At 66.1% G+C, this 19,927-nt stretch carries 20 protein-coding genes; 7 read left to right on the top strand and 13 right to left on the bottom strand.

All coding sequences use genetic code 11. The annotated features are described in order from the left end of the window. Positions 1–25 precede the first annotated feature (25 nt). Together DB459_RS07010 and DB459_RS07005 are read left to right on the top strand one after the other, a co-directional pair. Positions 26–355, top strand: coding sequence for a hypothetical protein (locus tag DB459_RS07010; protein WP_371926886.1), 330 nt, complete (start codon positions 26–28; stop codon positions 353–355). Beyond that, the gene (locus tag DB459_RS07005) at positions 348–689 is read left to right on the top strand and encodes a hypothetical protein (RefSeq protein WP_253712178.1); all 342 of its coding nucleotides are present in this window, start codon (positions 348–350) and stop codon (positions 687–689) included. Before DB459_RS07010 ends, DB459_RS07005 begins: the two co-directional genes overlap by 8 nt. Positions 690–866: 177 nt before the next feature. Here DB459_RS07005 and DB459_RS07000 read toward each other — a convergent pair whose 3' ends face one another. After that, a complete protein-coding gene (locus DB459_RS07000; RefSeq protein WP_253712177.1) occupies positions 867–1,076 on the bottom strand; it encodes a cold-shock protein in 210 nt (69 codons plus the stop codon). Between the two features lie 253 nt (positions 1,077–1,329). Further along, positions 1,330–2,025, bottom strand: a complete 696-nt coding sequence (locus DB459_RS06995; protein WP_253712176.1) for a DUF1013 domain-containing protein — start codon at positions 2,023–2,025, stop codon at positions 1,330–1,332. Between the two features lie 263 nt (positions 2,026–2,288). Between DB459_RS06995 and ispH the strand changes: the two genes are divergently transcribed. The 3 genes from ispH (at position 2,289) to rnhA (ending at position 5,040) form a co-directional block, all read left to right on the top strand. Then, positions 2,289–3,260, top strand: a complete 972-nt coding sequence (gene ispH, locus DB459_RS06990) for a 4-hydroxy-3-methylbut-2-enyl diphosphate reductase (protein ID WP_253712175.1) — start codon at positions 2,289–2,291, stop codon at positions 3,258–3,260. 312 nt (positions 3,261–3,572) lie between these two features. Further along, the gene (locus DB459_RS06985; protein WP_253712174.1) at positions 3,573–4,535 is read left to right on the top strand and encodes a homoserine kinase; all 963 of its coding nucleotides are present in this window, start codon (positions 3,573–3,575) and stop codon (positions 4,533–4,535) included. Positions 4,536–4,575: 40 nt separating this feature from the next. Then, entirely contained in the window at positions 4,576–5,040 is a 465-nt protein-coding gene (gene rnhA, locus DB459_RS06980; protein WP_371926885.1) for a ribonuclease HI, read from the top strand. A gap of 81 nt (positions 5,041–5,121) precedes the next feature. Here the strand turns inward: rnhA and DB459_RS06975 are convergent, their stop codons facing one another. The 4 genes from DB459_RS06975 to DB459_RS06960 are packed head-to-tail and all read right to left on the bottom strand — an operon-like array spanning position 5,122 to position 7,624. Next, positions 5,122–5,622 (bottom strand): DUF1178 family protein, encoded by a 501-nt coding sequence (locus DB459_RS06975; protein WP_253712172.1) that lies wholly within the window; start codon positions 5,620–5,622, stop codon positions 5,122–5,124. Then, entirely contained in the window at positions 5,619–6,467 is an 849-nt protein-coding gene (locus DB459_RS06970; protein ID WP_253713451.1) for a carbon-nitrogen hydrolase family protein, read from the bottom strand. Before DB459_RS06970 ends, DB459_RS06975 begins: the two co-directional genes overlap by 4 nt. 38 nt (positions 6,468–6,505) lie before the next feature. Continuing rightward, positions 6,506–6,781 (bottom strand): glutaredoxin 3, encoded by a 276-nt coding sequence (grxC, locus tag DB459_RS06965; protein ID WP_253713450.1) that lies wholly within the window; start codon positions 6,779–6,781, stop codon positions 6,506–6,508. 42 nt (positions 6,782–6,823) lie between these two features. Further along, positions 6,824–7,624 carry a ComF family protein gene (locus DB459_RS06960; RefSeq protein WP_253712171.1) on the bottom strand — a complete coding sequence of 267 codons (801 nt, stop codon included), beginning with the start codon at positions 7,622–7,624 and terminating at the stop codon, positions 6,824–6,826. Between the two features lie 393 nt (positions 7,625–8,017). On the opposite strand from DB459_RS06960, the gene DB459_RS06955 reads away from it, so the two are divergent. After that, the gene (locus tag DB459_RS06955; RefSeq protein ID WP_253712170.1) at positions 8,018–8,860 is read left to right on the top strand and encodes a methyltransferase domain-containing protein; all 843 of its coding nucleotides are present in this window, start codon (positions 8,018–8,020) and stop codon (positions 8,858–8,860) included. 63 nt (positions 8,861–8,923) lie between these two features. On the opposite strand, the gene DB459_RS06950 is transcribed toward DB459_RS06955, so the two are convergent. The 3 genes from DB459_RS06950 to DB459_RS06940 form a co-directional block, all read right to left on the bottom strand. Then, positions 8,924–9,325, bottom strand: a complete 402-nt coding sequence (locus DB459_RS06950) for a (deoxy)nucleoside triphosphate pyrophosphohydrolase (protein WP_253712169.1) — start codon at positions 9,323–9,325, stop codon at positions 8,924–8,926. Continuing rightward, complete coding sequence (gene argJ, locus DB459_RS06945; RefSeq protein ID WP_253712168.1) at positions 9,322–10,563, bottom strand: bifunctional glutamate N-acetyltransferase/amino-acid acetyltransferase ArgJ; 1,242 nt, start codon at positions 10,561–10,563, stop codon at positions 9,322–9,324. Before argJ ends, DB459_RS06950 begins: the two co-directional genes overlap by 4 nt. 183 nt (positions 10,564–10,746) lie before the next feature. Further along, the gene (locus DB459_RS06940) at positions 10,747–11,697 is read right to left on the bottom strand and encodes a peptidylprolyl isomerase (protein ID WP_253712167.1); all 951 of its coding nucleotides are present in this window, start codon (positions 11,695–11,697) and stop codon (positions 10,747–10,749) included. 627 nt (positions 11,698–12,324) lie between these two features. Here DB459_RS06940 and secA point away from each other — a divergent pair. Beyond that, the gene (gene secA / locus DB459_RS06935) at positions 12,325–15,171 is read left to right on the top strand and encodes a preprotein translocase subunit SecA (RefSeq protein WP_253712166.1); all 2,847 of its coding nucleotides are present in this window, start codon (positions 12,325–12,327) and stop codon (positions 15,169–15,171) included. 397 nt (positions 15,172–15,568) lie between these two features. Here secA and DB459_RS06930 read toward each other — a convergent pair whose 3' ends face one another. From DB459_RS06930 to DB459_RS06915, 4 genes are all read right to left on the bottom strand, one after another. Next, positions 15,569–17,137 (bottom strand): murein L,D-transpeptidase family protein, encoded by a 1,569-nt coding sequence (locus tag DB459_RS06930; RefSeq protein WP_253712165.1) that lies wholly within the window; start codon positions 17,135–17,137, stop codon positions 15,569–15,571. A 336-nt stretch (positions 17,138–17,473) separates the two neighbouring features. Next, complete coding sequence (locus DB459_RS06925; protein ID WP_253713449.1) at positions 17,474–18,436, bottom strand: acetyl-CoA carboxylase carboxyltransferase subunit alpha; 963 nt, start codon at positions 18,434–18,436, stop codon at positions 17,474–17,476. Between the two features lie 175 nt (positions 18,437–18,611). After that, positions 18,612–19,577 (bottom strand): site-specific tyrosine recombinase XerD, encoded by a 966-nt coding sequence (xerD, locus tag DB459_RS06920; protein WP_253712164.1) that lies wholly within the window; start codon positions 19,575–19,577, stop codon positions 18,612–18,614. A 16-nt stretch (positions 19,578–19,593) separates the two neighbouring features. Next, positions 19,594–19,740 carry a histidine kinase gene (locus DB459_RS06915; RefSeq protein ID WP_253712163.1) on the bottom strand — a complete coding sequence of 49 codons (147 nt, stop codon included), beginning with the start codon at positions 19,738–19,740 and terminating at the stop codon, positions 19,594–19,596. Positions 19,741–19,927: the final 187 nt, after the last annotated feature.

Here is a 19,927-nt window from a genome sequence, read left to right as displayed (position 1 = left end):
GCTGTTCCCGTCCGGGAAGAAATCAATGGCTATTGACGCCGAAAGGGCGCAGGCTCTCACGATGTTCGATTATGGCGCCAGCGCCGATCTCTATTCGGCACGGGTCGGTTTGAAGAACCGCAGGAAAATGGCGTATCGGCGCTTCTCGCAGGCGGCCGATGCGATCCGTTTTGCCATTGAGGTGTTGCCGTCCGCGTCGCTGCTCGGCTCCTTGCTCGAGGTCGAGGAGCAGCGCTTCGGTGCGAACGATATTCGCCGTCTCTACGACGATTGCGACTATCCGCTGCAGCGGTGCGTCGCCGTTGACGGATCCGATGTGTTGTTGCCGGTCGAAGTCACCGCCTCCGATGAATGAGCCGCCGATCGATCTCGACCAGCATCGGGGCATGGCCGCGCAAAAAGCCACGACCATCCGGCGGATGCTCGCGGAAGCCGCGCAAAAAGCCACGACCATCCGGCGGATGCTCGCGGAAGCCGAGGCCGAGGCGCGCTCGCTGCGACGACGCGAGCTCGAGATCGAGGCCGAACTGTTGCGCACGCCGGCTTCGTCCTGGCCGGAAGCGGCGGCGAAGGCGCGCTATGTGCTCAAGCTCTACGCCGCCGCGCTCACGCCGCAGGATGCACAGCATCGCGACCTTGTCGCCGCGGTCATCGATGATTTCGAGCGTCTGTCGGCGGAGGCGGACTGACCGCTGTCGCCGCAAGTCGCCGCTGGCGGCCATTGCGGTTTTTGCCAGCAGGCATTCGCCCAAAAAGCAACGTCCCCACCCATGTGAATGGATGAGGACGCAACCTGGTAGGCCATCAAGTCAGATGCCGCTGAGATCCCGGTACATCCGCGGTGATCTCGTCATGGCATCTGCCGGTCAGGCGGCGCTGAGGTTCTCGGCGCTGACCTTGCCGCGCATGCGGTCGGTCTTGAGCTCGTAATTCAGTTTCTGACCTTCGTTGAGCGAAGTCATGCCAGCGCGTTCAACGGCGCTGATGTGAACGAACACATCCTGCGAGCCATCGCTCGGCTGAATGAATCCGAAACCCTTCTGCGAGTTGAACCACTTCACTGTTCCTGTCGACATTTGTCTTCTCCAAGCATGCGCGAATGCGCGTTGTCGTCCGCAGCTCATCGTGCGGGTACGATCCGAACTTCAGCGATGTCTTGGGGAAAAGAGCCCTCGAAGGGCGCGCTCAACAAGCCAGAGCCAGTACTCGAATAGAATAGATGTAATCCTTCGATGCAGGATTACAAGAGCGCCGCGGGATTACAGCAGCAACGCGGAGCGCGCGCCGGCGCGCACCGCAGCCTCATTCACGGTCCCGATCAGGCCGCGTTCACTCTTCCTCGTCTTCGGCCTTCTTGCCGCCGATGGTCTTGAGCTTGGCGAACACCGCCGCCTCGTCGATCTCGTCGCTCGAGCGGGTGTCGACCGGCTCAGCCTCCTTGCGGGTGGTCTCGGAGGCCGGCAGCAGGGTGGCGCCGCCATATTGCTCGACGGTGGGTTTTTCCTTGGCGGCGCGCTGCACCTCGAAATCGAGATCGATCTGCGAGCACAGGCCGAGCGTCACCGGGTCGAGCGGCGTCAAGGTCGAGGCATTCCAGTGGGTGCGGTCGCGCACGCTCGCGATGGTGGACTTGGTGGTGCCGACCAGGCGCATGATCTGCGCGTCCTTGAGTTCCGGATGGCTGCGCACCAGCCAGAGGATCGCGCTCGGGCGCTCGTGGCGGCGCGATACCGGGGTGTAGCGCGGGCCCTTCTTCTTCTTGGCTTCGGGCAGGCGGACCTTGGATTCGGCGAGCTTGAGGCGGTAGTTCGGATCGTTCTCGCCCTTCTCGATCTCTTCGCGGGTGAGCTGGCCCGACGAGATCGGATCCATGCCCTTGATGCCCTGGGCGGCGTCGCCGTCGGCGATGGCGCGCACTTCCAGCGGGTGCATCTTGCAGAAATCGGCGACCTGATCGAAGGACAACGCGGTATTGTCGACAAGCCACACGGCGGTGGCCTTCGGCATCAACGGGGCGTTGCTCATGGCAAATCTCCTTTGTGCTTCGCCCAGCTTTTTCGGGGGCGAAACCGTGGTCATCAGCGATGACGGGAATTGGCGCCTATATAGTCTGCAAGGGGGTCAAATGGCAATGGTTTCGCCCCCGGACAGGGCCCGCCGGGCGTTTCGGTCGTCGGGGCATCAAATTGACGCGGGGGCGGCGAGGCCGGGGTGGCCGCCCTTGACACGGACACAAGAGCGGCTCAATTCCCTGATAGCCGATTTCGGGCACGATTTCCGGGATTCAGATGCCCTCGCAGCCAAAACCCACCCTCAAGGTCTACCTTTGTTCCCCGCGCGGCTTCTGCGCCGGGGTGGTCCGTGCCATCGACACCGTCGAGCGGGCGCTGGCGCTGTACGGCGCCCCCGTCTATGTGCGGCACGAGATCGTCCATAACCGCTATGTCGTCGAAAGCCTGCGGGCCAAGGGCGCGATCTTCGTCGAGGAGCTCGAGGAGATTCCGCAGACCGACGCGCCCGTGGTGTTCTCCGCCCATGGCGTGCCGAAGGCGATCCCGAGCGAGGCCGAGCGGCGCAAATTCTTCTCGCTGGACGCCACCTGTCCGCTGGTGACCAAGGTCCATCGTGAGGCCGAGATCCACTTCAAGCGCGGCCGCGAGATCATCCTGATCGGCCATGCCGGCCATCCCGAAGTCGTCGGCACGCTGGGCCAGCTGCCGACCGGTGCGGTGTCGCTGATCGAGACCGTCGAGGATGTCGCCGTGTTCCAGCCGAAGGACGAATCCAGGCTCGCCTATATCACCCAGACGACGCTTTCCATCGACGACACCACCGAGATCGTGGCGGCGCTCAAGGCCCGCTTCCCGGGCATCGCCGGGCCACACAAGGAAGACATCTGCTACGCCACCACCAACCGCCAGCTCGCGGTCAAGAAGGTGGCGAATCTGGTCGACGCCATGGTGGTGGTCGGTTCGCCCAACTCGTCGAATTCGCAGCGGCTGCGCGAGGTCGCCGAGCGCGAGGGCTGCCCGCGCGCCGTGCTGGTGCAGCGCGCCGCCGAACTCGACTGGGCGATGTTCCACGGCGTCGGCCGGCTCGGCATCACTGCCGGGGCCTCGGCGCCGGAGGTCATCGTCGAGGAGATCATGGCCGCCTTCGCCGAGCATTACGACCTGAGCGTCGAGACGGTGACCGCGGCGGCAGAGACCGAGTTCTTCCCGCTGCCGCGTCCGTTGCGCCAGGTCAATGCCGCGGAATAGCTCCGGGCCGGCCGGCCTTCGACGCCGGTCGATTTGACATTTCCACCACCCTGACCGATTCCGAAGGTCGCTAGTGTGGCGTCTCGCAATTGCCTACCGCCTTTGCGGCGAGCCTCTCGTAGGCAATGGCGAGACATAAGCCACACCAGCACTTTGATTTTACTAGTGTCCCTATGTCTCCGAATTACCGTGCGAGGGTGAGGCAATGGGGCGGTAATTCGGAGACAGGACACTAGTGCGTGGATCTGACGCTTGTATCAGCATTGCAGCGAGTTCTACGTAATGCCAATTGCGCAATCGGGGCATTGAGAGATGGCGGTCTACACCGACGTGTCCGCCGAGGACCTTGCGGATTTTCTGTCGCGCTACGACATCGGCACCTTGCTGTCCTACAAGGGCATCGCCGAGGGCGTCGAGAATTCCAACTTCCTGCTGCACACCAGCCGCGGCTATTTCTTCCTGACGCTCTATGAAAAGCGGGTCGCCGCCGGCGACCTGCCGTTCTTCCTCGGGCTGATGGCCCATCTCGGGCAGCATGGCATCACTTGTCCGCAGCCGGTGCTCAACCGCGCCGGCGAGGCGCTCGGCACGCTGGCCGGCCGGCCGGCGGCAATCATCGATTTCCTCGAAGGCGTGTGGCCGCGGCGACCCGGCGCGGTGCATTGCGGCGCAGTCGGCACCGCGCTGGCGCGGATGCATCTCGCCGGGGCCGATTTCCCAATGCGGCGGGCCAACGCGCTGTCGCTCGCAGGCTGGCGGCCGCTCTACGCCGCGATGGCGCCGCGAGCCGACGAAATCCAGAGCGGGCTCGGTGGCTTGCTCGCCGCTGAACTCGGCTTTCTCGACAGTGCCTGGCCGCGGCATCTGCCCGAAGGCGTGATCCACGCCGATCTGTTTCCCGACAACGTCCTCTTCCTCGGTGACACGCTGTCGGGGCTGATCGACTTCTATTTCGCCTGCAACGACGTCCTCGCCTACGACGTGGCGATCTGCCTCAATGCCTGGTGCTTCGAGCCGGACGGCGCCTTCAACGTCACCAAGGCGCGGGCCTTCCTCAACGCTTATGGCCGAGAGCGCGCGCTCTCGGCCGCGGAGCAGGACGCCTTGCCGGTTCTGGCGCGCGGCGCCGCCATCCGCTTCTTGCTGACGCGGGCGGTGGACTGGCTCAACGTGCCGCCCGGCGCCCTCGTCAGGCCCAAAAATCCGCTGGAATACCTGCGCAAATTGCGCTTCCACCAGAGCGTTGCGAGCGTGCGCGACTACGGCCTGGAATGATTTTGCTTGGAATGAGATGTTGATCGATGAGGCAAGGGGCGTGACCGAGGCGACCAATGCGGCCAAGCCGCATGTGCTGATCTACACCGATGGCGCCTGTTCGGGAAATCCCGGGCCAGGCGGCTGGGGCGCCATCCTGCGGTTCGGCGAGCTCGAGAAGGAGCTCAGCGGCGGCGAGCGCAACACCACCAACAACCGCATGGAGCTGATGGCGGCGATCTCGGCGCTGGAGGCCTTGAAGCGGCCGGCGGTGGTCGATCTCACCACCGACAGCCAGTATGTCCGCCAGGGCATCACCGCCTGGATTCACGGCTGGAAGCGCAATGGCTGGCGCACCGCCGACAAGAAGCCGGTCAAGAACATCGATCTGTGGCAGCGCCTCGACGCGGCGCTGCATCAGCACGAGGTGCGCTGGCACTGGGTGCGCGGCCATGCCGGCCATGCCGAGAACGAGCGCGCCGACCAGCTGGCGCGCGACGGCATCGCGGCGATCCGTCACGGCTGACCGGGGATCGGCGCCCGTCGGTCCCTGACCGCCACCAGCACCACGCTGAGCTTGTCGATCGGGGCGACCGGCGTTGCCGCATCAGTTGCGATCGTCGGGCACGATCGGCAGCGGCGCGACCTCGATGCCTTCCTCGATCAGCGAGCGCGCTTCGTCGAGCGAAGCCTCGCCGTAGATCGGCCGGTGTTCGATGTCGCCGTAGTGCATGCGCCGCGCCTCGTCGGGGAATTTGTCGCCGACGTCCTCTGCCTTGCTGACGATGAGGTCGCGCAGCTCCTTGAGCTTGGCGCGCAGTTCGCGCTCCTGCGGCGACACCAGCGCCACGGATTCGGCGGGGGCGGGTTCGGACGAAGAGGGTGGGGCAGACGCTTCGGCGGCGGCCGCGGCCGGCGTCGCAGGCAACGTCTTGCCGCGCGATTTGCCGATCACGCGCGGCGCCATGATCGCCTTTTCCACGTTGGCGGATTCGCACGACGGGCAGGTTACGAGCTTGCGCTTGCGCTGGCCGTCGTAGGCCGCGGAACTCTGAAACCAGCTCTCGAACTCGTGCCCCTTGTCGCAGCGAAGCGCGTAGCGGATCATGCCTTGCTCCGCACCAGATGCAGATACCCCGTGCTGCCATGGGGGTCGGCGACGCTGAAGCGGCGGCCGTGCTCCAGCGAGGGAATGCTCCGCCGCACGCTGTCGATCTTGGCAGGGTCGATCCTCGCCATGACGACGCCGGGATCGACGCCGCCTTCCGCGAGGATCGTGCCCCACGGATCGATGATCAGCGAATGGCCGTAGGTTTCGCGACCGTTCTCGTGCTTGCCGCCCTGGGCGGCCGCGAAGATGTAGCAGCCGGTCTCGATGGCGCGGGCCCGCAGCAGCACATGCCAATGAGCCTCGCCGGTCTTGCGGGTGAAGGCCGAAGGAACGGTGATGAAGCCGGCGCCCGCCTCGGCCAGCGCACGATAGAGCGAGGGAAACCGCAGATCGTAGCAGATGGTCAGGCCGAAGCGGCCGAACGGCAGGTCGGCGAGAATGGCGGATTCGCCGGGCTGGTAATTGGCCGATTCCCGGTAGGTCTCGCCATGATCGAGATCGACGTCGAACATGTGGATCTTGTCGTAGCGGGCGACGATCTCGCCCGCCGGATCGATCAGAAAGGAGCGATTGGCGGCGCGCTCCGGGCTCGCTCTCACGGCGAGGGAGCCGACATGAACATGGATGGCAAGATCGCGCGCCAGCTGCCGATAGCCGGCCAGCGACCGGTCGAGCTCCTCGTCCTGCAGCAGCGAGAACAGCGCCTTGCGGTTCTCCTGCATCAGGTTGCTCATCTCGGGCGTCAGCACATAGCCGGCCCCGTCCGCCACCGCCTGCCGGATCATCGCCGCGGCCTGATCGAAGCTCGCTTCGGGCGACAGCCCGGTCCGCGTCTGGATCATCGCTGCGGTGAATGGCGCCACGGGTCCGGCCTCGCTGCTCACGATGCGGTCTCCTCTCCGGCCAGCAGGCGGTCCAGCCTGCCTTCCTGCTCCAGCGCATAGAGATCGTCACAGCCGCCCACGTGAAGGTCGTTGATGAAGATCTGCGGCACGGTGGTGCGGCCATTGGCGCGCGCCACCATGGCCTGTCGCAGTCCGCCGCCGGCGGACACATCGATCTCGCGGAACGCGATGCTCTTGCGGCTGAGCAGCGACTTGGCGGCCCGGCAATAGCCACAGGTCTGGGTGGTGTAGATCTCAACAGCGGCGGTCACGGGATCGGACGTCATGAAAGGCCTCGAAATACGGTTTCCCGATTATATGGGAGGCCGAAAGCTGTCCACAACCCGCGCAAAGACCAGCACATCCACCTCGGCGGCGCCGGCGCGCAGCAGCGCCCGGGCGCAGGAATCGACCGTCGCGCCCGAGGTCAGCACATCGTCGACCAGGACGATGCGCCGGCCGGCGACGGCGGCCTTCTGCCCCGGAAGTACCTTGAAGGCACCCTGCACGTTTTTTGCGCGTTCGCCGCGGCTCAGGCCCACTTGCTGACGGGTCGGCTTGAGCCGGGCGAGCGCCAGCGGCGCCATCGGCACGCCGCTGATGCGGCTGACCGCGGCGGCGAGCGCGCCGGACTGGTTGAAGCGGCGGGAGAAGCCGCGGCGCCAGTGTAGCGGCACCGGAACGAGGAGATCGGCCTCGGCGAGCAACTCGCGCCCGGCGCGGACCATCCAGCGCCCCATGGTCGGCGCGAGATCGGTTCGATCCTGGTATTTGAGGCCGTGGACCAGCGGCTTGGCCGCGTCGTCGTAGCGTAGCGCGGCGCGGGCGCGGCGATAGGACGGGGGTGCGGCAATCGCTTCCATCGACAGCAGCCCGGGTCCCGGATCGTAGACGAAGGGGATGCCGAGTCGTTCGCAGAATGGCGGTGCGATGAAGGACAATCGTGCCCAGCAGGCGGCGCAGACCCCTTCGCCGGCCACCGGCTCGCGGCAGGCGACGCACAGCGTCGGCAGCGCCACGTCCAGCGCCAGTCGCGCCGCGCTCGCCAGCGCCGCGGCACAGGCCCGGGCGACGCTGCGCGAGTTGGCGAGGCTGCGGTTGATCAGGTGGGCCATGCTGCGGCCGGCCTCGAAAGGTGACGCTGTGACGACGTTAGCAAAACCAAAAAGCGAGTGCGGCTTATGTCTCGCAATGGCCTACAGGGGCTTGCCGCAAAGAACATAGGCAATTGCGAGACGCCGCACTAGCGCGGTGGATCTGACGCTCGTTTCAGCATTGCAGTGAGTTCTTCATACGAGCGTCAGATCCAAAACCGCACTAGAATCATATTGATGCTGGTGTCCCCTTGTTTCCAACGTTCGTAGAAGCGCCTGCTGCAAAGGAATACGAACGTTGGAAACGGGACGCCAGCGCTGCGGAACCCGCCGCTCAGGCATTCCAGCCTGATTTGAGGTGCCCCAACGCCGCGCAAAGCTGCTAAAGCGTCGCGCCATGACTGGACGTCGCCGATGACCGGGTCTCGCAAGACCGCGCCCATCCTGTTCGACCGCGCGCTGATCGCCACGCGCCGGGCGCGCGCCGCGCGGCTCGGGCCGGCCACCTTCCTGCTCGATCGCGTGGTCGAGGACCTGAACGAACGGCTTGGCGCGGTGCTGCGCGAATTCACCGCGGCGGCGGATGTCGGCACGCCGGAGTTCAAGCTGGCCACTCTGCTGGCCGGGCGCATGCCGGCGCGCGAAATCCCGCTGCTCGTCGCCGACGACGAGCGGCTCGATCTCGCCCCGGAATCGATCGATCTCGCCGTCTCGGCGCTGGCCCTGCATCTCGTCAACGATCTTCCCGGCGTGCTGGCGCAGCTGCGCCGCGCCTTGCGGCCGGACGGGCTGTTTCTCGCCGCGCTGCTCGGCGGCGAGACGTTGACCGAACTGCGCGAGGCCTTCGCCGCGGCGGAGGCCGAGGTCGAGGGCGGCCTGTCGCCGCGTGTCGCGCCGTTCGCCGACCTGCGCGAGCTCGGCGCCCTGCTGCAGCGGGCCGGCTTCGCCCTGCCGGTCACCGACGTCGACCGCCTGACCGTGCGCTACGACAGCGCGCTGGCGCTGATGCAGGACCTGCGGCGCATGGGCGCGACCAATCCGCTCACCGAGCGGCGCCGCACGCCGCTGCGCCGGCAGACCCTGCTGCGCGCGGTCGAGATCTATGGCGAGCGCTTCGCCGACGCTGACGGCCGCGTCCGCGCCACTTTCGAGGTGGTCTGGCTGTCCGGCTGGGCGCCCCATGAAAGCCAGCAACAGCCGCTCAAGCCGGGCTCGGCGAACGTCAGCCTCGCCGAGGCGCTGAAGCGGCGGAGGTGAGATCGGCGGGGCCTGACGCCCTGATTGCTGTGAACCGTGGCGGAGCGCGAAGCGGACGCGAGACTACAGCAGCAGATCCGTCAGATGCGGAATCAGCGGCAGGTCGGCTGGCGGCATCGGGTAGTCGCGCAGCTTGTTGGGCCGCACCCAGGCGAGCTGCTGGCCTTCGCGCGCAGTGACGGTGCCTTCCCAGCGCCGGCAGATGTAGAGCGGCATCAGGAGGTGGAAGTCCTCGTAAGCGTGGCTCGCAAAGGTCAGCGGCGCGAGGCAGGCCTCGCGCACGGTGATGCCGAGTTCCTCGTCGAGCTCGCGGATCAGCGCAGCCTCCGGCCGCTCGCCGGGATCGAGCTTGCCGCCGGGAAATTCCCACAGGCCGGCCAGCGCCTTGCCCTCCGGGCGCTGCGCCAGCAGGACGCGGTTGTCGGCATCGATCAGCGCGCAGGCGACGACGAGGATGAGCCTCACGACCGATAGTCGCCGTTGATGGCGACATACTCCTTGGTGAGATCGCAGGTCAGCACCCGGTCGCGACCCTTGCCGAGACCAAGGCTGACGCGGATCTGGATTTCCGGCTTCTTCATCGCCGCCGACACCGTCGCCTCGTCGTAATCCGGGTCGCGCGCGCCCTTGTGGGCGACGCGGATGCTGTTGAAGGCGATCGACAGTTTGTCGCGGTCCGCCGGCTCGCCGGCCTTGCCCACCGCCATGACGACGCGGCCCCAATTGGCGTCCTCGCCGCCAATGGCGGTCTTGACCAGCGGCGAATTGGCGATCGTCAACGCGATCCGTCGCGCCGACTTGTCCGATGTGGCACCTTCCACCAGAATTTCGACCAGCTTGCGGGCGCCTTCGCCGTCGCGAGCCACCTGTTCGGCGAGATCGGCCAGCACGGCGTGGAAGGCCTTGGCGAAGGCTTTCAGCCGCGGATCGCTGGCACGGTTGATCCTGGGGGCGCCGTCCGCGGCCGCGGCGCCGGTGGCGAAGGCCAGCAGCGTGTCGGAGGTCGAGGTGTCGCCATCGATGGTGACGGCGTTGAAGGTGTCGTGAACGCCGCTCTTGAGCAGGGACTGCAGCACCGGCGCCGCGATCGGCGCGTCGGTGAAGACGAAGGACAGCATGGTCGCCATGTCGGGGGCGATCATGCCGGCGCCCTTGGCCATGCCGTTGATGGTGACCGTCGCCTTGCCGAGCCTGACCTTCGCGGTTGCGACCTTGGGAAACGTATCGGTGGTCATGATGGCGCGCGCGGCGTCGAGCCAGCCGCCGGCGGTGGCACGCTCGGCGAGCTGCTGCAGCACGCCGTCGAATTTGGTGGCGTCGAGCGGTTCGCCGATCACGCCGGTGGAGGCGAGGAAGACGTCGGCCGGCTTGCAACTGGCGGCCCGGGCGGCGATGCCGGCGGTCAGCGTCGTGGCGGCGCGTCCGGTCTTTCCGGTGAAGGCGTTGGCGTTGCCGGAGTTCACCACCAGCGCCCGCGCCGTCTTGCCCTTGAGCTTGGCCCGGCACCACTCCACCGGCGCCGAAGCGCATTTCGAGGTGGTGAAGACGCCGGCGACGGTGGTGCCCGGATCGAGCAGCACCATCAGCACGTCGGTGCGTCCCTTGTAGCGGATGCCGGCGGCCGCGGTGGCGAGGCGGACGCCCTTGAGTTCTGGCATCTGCGGCGTGGTTGCGGGAGCGAGCGGCGAGATCGAGGCGGCCATGGGCGAATCCGAAAATCGAGGAACGGCGCTATTTAGAACATGATCCGGAAACTGGATACCTTTTCCGGCCGCCGGTTACGTGGTTTTCGCCGCAGGCGTCATCGTGGTCGCCGAAACCACAAAAAAACCGGAGCCGCAGCGCGGCCCCGGTTGCTGTTTGCTGTTCAGCACCGTGCGCGGCGCTTATTTCTTGGCCGGCTCGCTCTTCGCCGGAGCCATCGCGTCGGACTTGGCGTCCGACTTGGCGTCGGGCTTGGTCTCGCTCTTGGTCTCGCTCTTGGCGGCGTCCGCAGCCTTGTCGAGGCGCTCGATCTTGGCGCTCTGGTGCAGCTTGCTGACGTAGTCGGCCTGGGCCTTGCGGGTGACATAGGTCTCGATCTGCGCCTTGACCTGGTCGAATGCCGGAGGCTTGCGGTTGCGCTTCTCCTCGACCTTGATGACGTGCCAGCCGAACTGCGACTTCACCGGGTCGGAGATCTTGCCCGGCTCGAGGGCGAAGGCGGCAGTGGAGAATTCCGGCACCATCTGGTCCTTGGTGAAGAAGCCGAGGTCGCCGCCGTCGGAGGCGCCCGGATCCTTGGACTTCTTCTTGGCGAGTTCGGCGAAATCGGCGCCCTTCTTCAGTTCGTCGATGACCTGCTTGGCCTCGTCCTCGGTCTCCACCAGGATGTGGCGGGCATGGACTTCCTGCTCGGAGGAGATCTGCTTGGCGGCGTCGTCATAGACCTTGTGCATGGCCTCGTCGGTGGTGGCGGCCTTGCCTTCCACCGCCAGCAGGCTGTCCATCAGCAGCCGGTCATGGGCGAAGGCGAGGCGCTTCTTGAAGTCGTCGCGGTCCTGGACCTTCTTGTCCTCGGCCGCCTTGGCCGCGAGCTTGAGGTCGATCAGGAAGTTGACGACGTTCTCGCGCCGGGTCGCCGGATCCATCTGGGCGAGGCTCGGGCCCAATTCCTCTTCGGCCACGGCGATATCGCTCTCGCGGATCTCGGCCCCGTTGACCTTGGCGACCACCGCATTGCTGTCCTGGGCGCGGGCGGGCAGGCCGGGAAGGAATGCGAGCGACAGGCCGGTCGCCACGGCGGCGAGGAGGCCAAGGCGCAGCGCGCCGAGCGGGCGGGGGGAGGCAAAGGTCATGGACAATCCTTCTGTGGTCGAGATCGAGGAGGTTCGTTGTTGAATCGATCGGCGTCTGGTCGGTCGCGGCGGTCCGGCACTTCCAAGATAGGCCCGCACTACGTTCAAATGTCCCGTTTCCAACGTTACTATTCCAGTGCAGATCCGGCTGTGACGCACGTGTGACGGACGAGCCGCAACGCTGGTACCTACGTCAATCCGCCGCACTGGCGGCAAGGGTGCGTCGGGACGACGTTTTCACTCTGGCCACCGGCTGACGAAAAGGCCGCGGACACTCGCCCAAGCGCGATCGATTGGCAACGCAAAAACCCGTCAAAATCATGAAATTCATGAAATGCTTGGCGAAGGGCTGCGCCGTTGACAAGACTTTGACCCACCCATATCTCTGCCCCGCCAGGGTCTGACGATCATGGTGCGTTCGGCCGCGCCAGCGCCGGTAAAGCCTCCCGACTGCCACTCCCGTGCCGCTGCGCCAGTCTGCGCAAGGGATTGCCCGGCCAAGGGTTTTCCGGCTTCGGCCGCGCTCCGCGACAACATGATGTGAGGCCTTCCGCCTCGAAGACGGCCGTCCTTGGCCGGCTCCCTGCAGCCGGCTGAAACAGCCGGCTGCACAAGACAGGACACGTGATGATCGGCGCCCTCGCCCGCAAGTTTTTCGGCTCGGCCAACGACCGGCGGATCAAGGCCTACTATCCCCGCGTTGCAGCGATCAACGCGCTGGAGCCTGAACTCGCCAAATTGTCCGACGAGGCGCTGCGCGCCCGCACCGACGAGTTCCGCAAGCAGCTTGCCGACGGCAAGACCCTCGACGACCTCCTGGTGCCCGCCTTCGCCACCGTGCGCGAGGCCTCCAAGCGGACCCTCGGCCAGCGCCATTTCGACGTCCAGCTCATCGGCGGCATGGTGCTGCACGAGGGCGATATCGCCGAGATGCGCACCGGTGAAGGCAAGACGCTGGTGGCGACGCTGGCGGTCTATCTCAACGCGCTGGCCAGCCGGGGCGTGCATGTGGTCACGGTCAACGACTACCTCGCCCGCCGCGACGCCGAATGGATGGGCGAGATCTACGGCTTCCTCGGGCTGACCACCGGCATCATCGTTCACGGTCTCGACGACGAGCAGCGCAAGCAGGCCTATGCCTGCGACATCACCTACGGCACCAACAACGAATACGGCTTCGATTATCTCCGCGACAACATGAAGTACCGCCTGGAGGACATGGTCCAGCGCGGGCACTTTTTCGCCATCGTCGACGAAGTCGACTCGATCCTGATCGACGAGGCGCGGACGCCGCTGATCATCTCCGGGCCGCTCGACGACCGCTCCGACTTCTACAACACCATCGATACCTTCATTCCGCGCCTCGACAAGGCCACGGATTACGAGGTCGACGAGAAGCAGCGCTCGGTGACCCTCACCGAAGCGGGCATGGAGAAGATCGAGACGCTGCTGCGCGATGCCGGCCAGCTCAAGGGCGAATCGCTCTACGACGTCGAGAACGTCTCCGTCGTCCACCACATCAACCAGGGCCTGCGCGCCCACACGCTGTTCACCCGCGACAAGGACTACATCGTCCGTGACGGCGAGGTGGTGATCATCGACGAATTCACCGGTCGCATGATGCCGGGGCGGCGCTATTCGGAGGGCCTGCACCAGGCGCTGGAAGCCAAGGAGCACGTCCAGGTCCAGCCCGAGAACCAGACGCTGGCCTCGATCACCTTCCAGAACTATTTCCGGATGTATGAAAAGCTCGCCGGCATGACCGGCACCGCGGCCACCGAGGCCGACGAGTTTTTCGACATCTACAAGCTCGAGGTCCGCGAGATCCCGACCAACGTGCCGGTCAAGCGTCTCGACGAGGACGACGAGGTCTACCGTACCGCCCAGGAGAAGCACGCCGCCATTCTCGCCGAGATCGAGCGCGCCAATTCCCGCCTGCAGCCGGTGCTGGTCGGCACGGCCTCGATCGAGAAGTCCGAACTGCTCGCGGAGTATCTCAAGAACAACGGCTACAAGCAGATCGACTTCACCAATCCCAAGGCGCTGGAGAAGCTCTATGCCGCGGCGCGCGCCGGCAAGCCGGCCAAGCTGTTCGCTGTGCTGAACGCGCGCTTCCATGAGCAGGAAGCCTATATCGTCGCCGAGGCCGGCGTGCCGGGCGCCATCACCATCGCCACCAACATGGCCGGCCGCGGCACCGACATCAAACTCGGCGGTTCGCTGGAGATGCGGGCGGCGGCGGAAACCGCCGCCATGACCGACGAGGCCGAGAAGCAGGCGCGCATCGCCGAGATCAAGGCCGACATCGAGAGGTTCCGCGAGCTCGTGCTCAAGGCGGAGGAGATCGTCGAGATCGAGCCGGCCAAGGGCAGCAAGCCCGCCAGGACGGTGACGAAGCCGGGCGGCCTTTACATCATCGGCTCCGAGCGCCACGAATCCCGCCGCATTGACAACCAGCTCCGCGGCCGGTCCGGCCGTCAGGGCGACCCCGGCCGCTCCAAGTTCTTCCTGTCGCTGGAAGACGACCTGATGCGGATCTTCGGCTCCGACCGGCTCGACAGCATGCTCACCCGCCTCGGCCTCAAGGAAGGCGAGGCGATCATCCATCCCTGGATCAACAAGGCCCTGGAGAAGGCGCAGCAGAAGGTCGAAGCGCGAAACTTCGATATCCGCAAGAACCTGCTCAAGTTCGACAACGTCCAGAACGACCAGCGCAAGGCGATCTTCGACCAGCGCATCGAGCTGATGCGCGACGAGAATGTCGCCGAGACCGTCGCCGACATGCGCCACATCCTGGTCGAGGATCTGGTCGCCAAGCATGTGCCTGAGCACGCCTATGCGGAGCAGTGGGACGTCGCCGGCCTCAACGAGGAAATGCAGCGCGTCCTCGGCCTCGACTTGCCGGTCCACGACTGGGCCAAGGAAGAGGGCATCGCCGGCGAGGAGCTGCTGGCTCGGATCGAGAAGCGGGCCGACGAGCACATGGCCGCCAAGGTGGCGCAGTGGGGTCCGGAGGTGATGCGCTACGTCGAGAAGTCGCTGCTGCTGCAGACCCTCGACCATCTCTGGCGCGAGCACCTCGTCATGCTCGACCATCTGCGCCAGGTCATCGGGCTGCGCGGCTATGGCCAGCGCGATCCGCTGCAGGAATACAAGTCGGAAGCCTTCAGTCTGTTCGAGGCGCTGATCGCCCATCTGCGCGAGGCGGTGACGGCGCAGCTCATGCGGGTGGAGATCGTGCCGCCGGAAGAGCCGGCGCCGCAGCTGCCGCAGATGGAGGCTCACCACATCGATCCGCTCACCGGCGAGGACACCATGGCGCTGGCCAATGTCTCGCTGGCGCCGGCCCTGTCCGCCAATGCGGCGGCGCGTGACCCCAATGACCCCTCGACCTGGGGCAAGGTCGGCCGCAACGAGGATTGCCCCTGCGGCTCCGGCAAGAAGTACAAGCACTGCCACGGCCGCTACGTCTGAGGCGGGACCGAAGTTCACGCGTCATGCCCGGCACGGGCCGGGCATGACGAAGCAGGCGCTTCTACGAACGTTGGCAACGAGGGGACACTAGTGTGGCGTCTCGCAATTGCCTATGCCCTTTGCGGCAAGCCCCTGTAGGCAATTGCGAGACAATAAGCCACACTAGCTTTTTGATTTTGCTAGTGTCCCGATGTCTCCGAATGACCGTGCGAGGGTGAGGCAAACGAAGCGGTAATTCGGAGACGGGACACTAGGTGTGGCGTCTCGCAATTGCCTATGCCCTTTGCGGCAAGCCTCTCATAGGCAATTGCGAGACATAAGCCACGCTAGTGTGGTGGATCTGACGCTCGTATGAAGAGCTCGCTGCGATGCTGAAACGAGCGTCAAATCCACCGCACTAGCGGAAGCTCGTCCAGCGGCCGTCGAAGGAATTGGTCGGGACCACGGGCTGGGCGCCGGCGATCGCCTGCTCGATCGTCGTCGGCTTGGTGCGGGCGACCGCCTGGGCCATCGGCTTGGCGTCCGAGGCCTTGTTATCCGAAGCCTTGTTATCCGAAGCCTTGTTGTCCAACGCCTTGCTCTCCAACGGCTTGGCCTCGGCGGTTTGGCTGTCGCGGCTCTTGCTTCCGGCGCTCTTGTGGTCCGCCGATTTCGCGCCCGGCTTGATCGCGGCCACGGCTGTCGCCAGCCTGGCGGCAAGAGGCTTGGGGGCCGGGGTCGGTGCCGAGGTGCTGGCGGTGGTGCTGGCCGTCGTCTCGGTCCGCCTCAGCCCGACCTTCTTGGCGAGGTTGCCGAAGAAGCCGCCCGTTGAAGCGGCCGGGGCGTTGGCCTCCGCCGGTGCGACGGTCGCGACGTGGCTGGTGGTGGCCAGCGCCGGGTTGTCGCCGTTGGCCGGCGAGCCGGCGTCGGCCCGCGGTTCGGGCGCTTGCGGCGGATTGACCGTCGGCGGAATGGTCCCTGGCGCAGGCGAATACGAGGCCACCGAGAAGTTCGGGGTGGTCGGATCGGACAGGCCGGTCTGGCCGTTCGGAATCTTGGCGGCGAAGACCGCATTCATGCCGCCGTCGATGCCGGTGTTGCGCCTTGCCTGCGGTGTGCCGCGGCCGATCAGCTCGGCGGTCTTGATCTCGTCCTCACGCTGCTTCTCGCGCACTGCGTCGGCGATCTCTTCGGGGATCTGGTAGGCGGGACAGGCGCCGGTCGGATTGAAGCTGAGCGGCTTGGTCGAGCCCGCCGGCGGCTGGGCGTCGAATACGTAATGGCGGTCGCAGACGTCGACCTTGGGCTCCTGCCGCGTCATCTCGAAGTGGTCGCTGCCTTCCTTGATCATCTTCCAGAAAGGCATGTTCGGGTTGTCGCGGTGCTTGGCGAAGTTCTGCGGCGTCATCCGGAACGGATAGGCCTGCACCTGGAAGGCGCGCTGGCCGCCGAAAAAGGCCTCGCGGCCGAGCGAGTAGATCTCCGAAATCTGCTCGTCGGTCATGGCGTAGCAGCCGCGCGAGGAGCAGTCGCCATGGACCATCAGCTGCGAGCCGGTGCGGCCGAGCGAGCGGTCGAAGGCGTTGGGATAGCCCATGTTGAACGAGAGATAGTAGGCCGACTGCGGATTCATCTGCGCCGGCGTGATGGTGTAGAAGCCCTCCGGCGCCTGACGGTCGCCTTCGCGGACTTTCGGGCCGAGATCGCCCGACCAGCGGCAGATCGGATAGGTCTTGAGCAGCGCGAAACGGCCGTTGCGATCCTGCTTCCAGACCTCGAGCTCGGCCTCCTGCTTGAACAGCCGGACAAGCATCGGCGATGCCTTGTCCATGTTCTTCGCGTCCATCTCGGCGACGAGCTTTTCCGGTATCGGCTTGTTGGCCTTGGCGCTGGTCGAGAGGCTGTCGCCATCGCAGCCGGCAAGCGCAAGCGAAGCCGCGGCGGCGGCCGATGCGACAAGCGCACGAACGGGCAGGCGTGATTTCACTCTGAAGCTCCGCACCCCGGGACCGGCCCTGTCGCGCCGGGCAGCTTACGGGCCGCAATCCCGCGGCCCCAGCTGTCGACGGCAAACAGCGTCAGCGCAGACTGTGTCGGCGAAAAGGCACGACCAAGTCGAACCCTGACCCCCAAACCGGACCATCGACGTCGACGACGCCGATGGCTAAATTTTTATCCTTAAGGTTTGCCTGCCGCAACTCGTTTCCCGGTCGGCGCCCCGGCCGCCGGTTCCGTGGTGAATCAACGGTAAAGACCGGAACGACGGTCGATGGCGGGGGCTGCCCCGAAAATGCCGCAATTCCCCGTCGCGGCGGGGCCCTTGTCAGCCCAGCCTGCGGCCGATGGCGAGGAATTTCTGCCGGCGCTGGTCGCGCAGCACCTTGCCGTCGAGCGGTCGCAGCTCGTCGAGCGCCAGCGCGATGGCATTGCCGGCCGTGGTGATCATGGCGTCGGGATCGCGGTGAGCGCCGCCGCTCGGCTCCTTGAGGATGCCGTCGATGACGCCGAAGCGCAGCAGATCCTGCGCGGTGATCTTCATGTTGGTCGCCGCTTCCTGCGCCTTGGTGCCGTCGCGCCACAGGATCGAGGAGGCCGCCTCGGGCGAGATCACGCTGTAGATGGCGTGCTCCAGCATCAGGACCCGGTTGGCGGTGGCGATGGCGATGGCGCCGCCGGAGCCGCCTTCGCCGATCACCAGTGCCACATTGGGCACAGTGAGCTGGAGGCAGGCATCGGTCGAGCGGGCGATCGCCTCGGCCTGGCCGCGCTCTTCCGCGCCGATGCCGGGATAGGCGCCGGCCGTATCCACCAGCGAGATCACCGGAATGCCGAAACGGTCGGCCATTTCCATCAGCCGCACCGCCTTGCGATATCCCTCGGGTCGGGCCATGCCGAAATTGTGCTTGAGCCGGCTCTCGGTGGTGGCGCCCTTCTCCTGGCCGATGACGCAGACGCTCTCACCGCGGAAGCGGCCGAAGCCGCCGACCAGCGCCTGGTCCTCGGCGAACTTGCGGTCGCCCGCCAGCGGGGTGAATTCGGTGATCAGGGCGTTGACGTAGTCGAGGCAGTGCGGCCGCTGTGGATGACGGGCGACCAGCGTCTTCTGCCAGGGGGTGAGCGTCGCATAGAGCTCGTCGAGCGACTGGCGGGACTTGTCCTCGAGCCGGGCGACTTCGTCACCGATGTCGCTGCCCGATGCGGCAAGCGCGCGCAATTCATCGATCTTGGAATCGAGTTCGGCGATCGGCTTTTCGAAATCGAGATAGCTGCGCATCGGATCCGGCATGGTTGACATATGGGAACCCTTCCGCGGCAACGCGAAAAGGCTGGCAGGCGAGAATTAAACGTGCACGATCAATGCATTAGTGAAAATTGCCTGATCGGCGGGGCAATTCCACGCATGCGCTAGAGCATTTTTCGCCAAAGTGGAAGCCGTCCACACAAGAAAGCGGCGCTTGCGCTCAGCCATCGGCGAGGGGGTGCAGGTCGCGAACGAGGCTCTTGAGCCGCTCCTCGACCACGTGGGTGTAGATCTGCGTGGTGGATATATCGGCGTGGCCGAGCAGGGTCTGGACGATGCGCAGGTCGGCACCATTGTGCAGCAGATGGCTGGCGAAGGCATGGCGCAGCACATGCGGGCTGACGAGCCGCGGCGACAGGCCGGCGGCGGCGGCCAATTCCTTGAGCTCGCGGGCGAAATGCTGCCGGGTCAGATGGCCGCTGTCGCCGAAGGACGGAAACAGCCATCGGCTGCGGCCGTCCTTGCCGTGCGTGGCGTCGTGGGCTGCGAGATAGGCGGCCATGGCGGCGCGGGCGGCGTCATTGAGGGGGACGAGGCGCTCCTTGTCACCCTTGCCGCGGACCATGATCATGCGCGCATCCCGCCGCGCCGCGGTGACCGGCAGCGCCACCAGTTCGGAGACGCGCAGCCCGGTGGCGTAAAGCACTTCCAGCAGGCAATAGAGCCGCAGGGCGCGCAGGCGCTGCGCAGCATTCAGCCCCGCCACCTCTGTCGCGGCTTTGGCCGCGGTGAGCAGGCGGTCGACATCGGCAATGGTCAGGACCTTGGGCAGCGCCCGGCCGCGCCTGGGGCCGGCCAGGATCGCCGCCGGGTCGTCGCGGCGGAGCTGTTCGGTCAGCAGGAAGCGGAACAGATGGCGCATCGCCGACAGCCGGCGCGCCGCCGTGGTGGACTTGAAGCCGCGGGCATCGAGGTCGGCGAGATAGGCGCGCAGGGCGTCGGTATCGGCCGAGGCGAAGCTCGACTTGCGCGCGGCGAGGAAGGCGGCGAGGTCGTCGAGATCGTTGCGATAGGCGCTCAGCGTGTTGTCGCCGGCGCCGCGCTCGGCCGCCAGCATGTCGAGAAAGAGCTGCGCCAGGCCGGCATCGGACTGGCTGGTGCGGGATTGTCGTGCTGGGCCTGCCATCCGGCCTCCGCCGCGATCAGCGCTTGATGAACTTGTCCGGCGGCACCGAGACGGTGATCTCCCGCGGCACCGGCGTGACGAAATTGGCCAGGGCGTAGATGCCGCCATAGACGATCCCGCCAATGATCGCCACAGCGGCGAGGAAGCGGAACAAACTGGGCATGGAGGGGCCTCGGCGAAGGCGGCCGGAATGAGCTCGTCCCTCTACCACCATGTTCGCCGCCGAATGGCAAGGCTGGTGCCCGCTTTCCGAAGTGCGGCGCTTTTTCGCTTGAAAGCGCCCCGGATGCCGGGTCATGGCAAGCAGTCCGCCACGGCGGTAACCGAACCCTCGTTCCGGTCCCGGCCGG

The sequence above is a fragment of the Bradyrhizobium sp. WD16 genome (genome assembly GCF_024181725.1).
In the GTDB taxonomy this organism is placed as follows: Bacteria; Pseudomonadota; Alphaproteobacteria; order Rhizobiales; family Xanthobacteraceae; genus Bradyrhizobium_A.
The sequence above is the reverse complement of the archived record's forward strand: the minus strand, read 5'-3'. Positions and strand labels throughout refer to the sequence as shown.